A 231-nucleotide genomic window follows, 5' to 3' on the forward strand; every position below is an offset into this window, starting at 1 on the left:
TCAGACCAGCTAGGGATCGTCGCCTAGGTGAGCCGTTACCCCACCTACTAGCTAATCCCATCTGGGCACATCCGATGGCAAGAGGCCCGAAGGTCCCCCTCTTTGGTCTTGCGACATTATGCGGTATTAGCTACCGTTTCCAGTAGTTATCCCCCTCCATCGGGCAGTTTCCCAGACATTACTCACCCGTCCGCCACTCGTCACCCGAGAGCAAGCTCTCTGTGCTACCGT

1 rRNA gene is annotated in these 231 nt (G+C 56.7%); it reads right to left on the bottom strand.

What is annotated here, in order from left to right:
* Positions 1–231: ribosomal RNA gene (locus FHD02_RS24240) — 16S ribosomal RNA — on the bottom strand; the annotation flags it as partial.

It is taken from the genome of Citrobacter sp. EC_71 (genome assembly GCF_019584005.1).
Taxonomy (GTDB): Bacteria; Pseudomonadota; Gammaproteobacteria; order Enterobacterales; family Enterobacteriaceae; genus Citrobacter; species Citrobacter werkmanii.